The 1138-nt window shown below is 70.7% G+C and carries 1 pseudogene; it reads left to right on the top strand.

The annotated features are described in order from the left end of the window. A pseudogene (locus ACIBJF_RS53545) lies at positions 1 to 1138 on the top strand (transposase); the annotation flags it as partial.

A 1138-nucleotide genomic window follows, 5' to 3' on the forward strand; every position in this document is an offset into this window, starting at 1 on the left:
CACGGCGGCGGCCGCACTTCAGCGGGTCGGAGGGGTCGACGGTAACGTCTCCAACCTTTCCGTCGTCTCCTTCCCCAGCTCCTTCGACCCCGCGGACGGCGCCGTCGAAGCCACCCGCATCGAACCCTCGGATGCGGAGCTTGCCGCGCTGGCGAAAGCCCGACGTAAGGACCGAGGCCGCAGACGTGCCCTCGACCGCTCCCGCAGAGCTTCCAACCCTGCCCAGTACGGGCCGTCGAAACGGCAGCAGGCCCGCGCCGAACGCCGCCAGGCCGCTGGCCTGCCCGCCCGGGACGTCACAGTGCCCGGCGGGGCGAGGGCAGCGAACAAGGCAGGGGTGCCCAAGCAGGCCTACCGGCGCGATGCGCTGTCGGCCGGCTACCGGTTCAACCGGGCCCGCCTCGCCGAAGCCGCCGCCACCGCCGCGGCGGCCAAAGACCACCGCGCCCGCCGCATCGCCGCAGACATCGTGGCTGACCACGGTGCGAACCTGACCGTCGAGGACTGCGACATCCGCACCTGGTACCGCCTGTGGGGCAAAGCCCTGCAGGCCACCACACCCGGCAGGCTCATAGCTGCCATCGGCCGCGAGTGCGAAAAGACCGGCGGGCGGATGCTGCGGGCTTCCACCTTCACCACGAAGCTCTCCCAGACGTGCTTCTGCGGCGAGACGGTCACCAAAACCCTCGCCGACCGCATCCACCACTGCACCGCCTGCGGGCTCGTCGGCGACCGGGACAAGGTCTCCGCAGCCCTGGCCGCACACGTCCACCTCACGGACCCGGACGACCCCAGCACTGCGGGCCTGGACATAGTCCAGGCCCGCCACACACAGATCTTGTTCCATGAAGGGCTGCAAGAAGCCCTGTCGAGTCAACCGCAGCGCGGTGCCCACCCCACCCGGGGCCGCACCCACGCGGCAGCCCGCACGCCGGAACCCTCCGGCGGCCGCGGGCCTCTGCTCGGCACAACACCACCACCCGGTACCGGACCTACCCCGAATGAGACCCGACCCGCAACCAAGCGGCACAAGGCCCACGTCGGAACAGCCGGCCGAACGGAGCAAGCACGCCACCCCGGCCTGCTGGCCCCGCACGGACATCGGGTGGGCATCACCTCATTACGTGATGACTCTTAG

The sequence above is a fragment of the Streptomyces sp. NPDC050743 genome (assembly GCF_044456925.1).
Classification (GTDB): Bacteria; Actinomycetota; Actinomycetes; order Streptomycetales; family Streptomycetaceae; genus Streptomyces.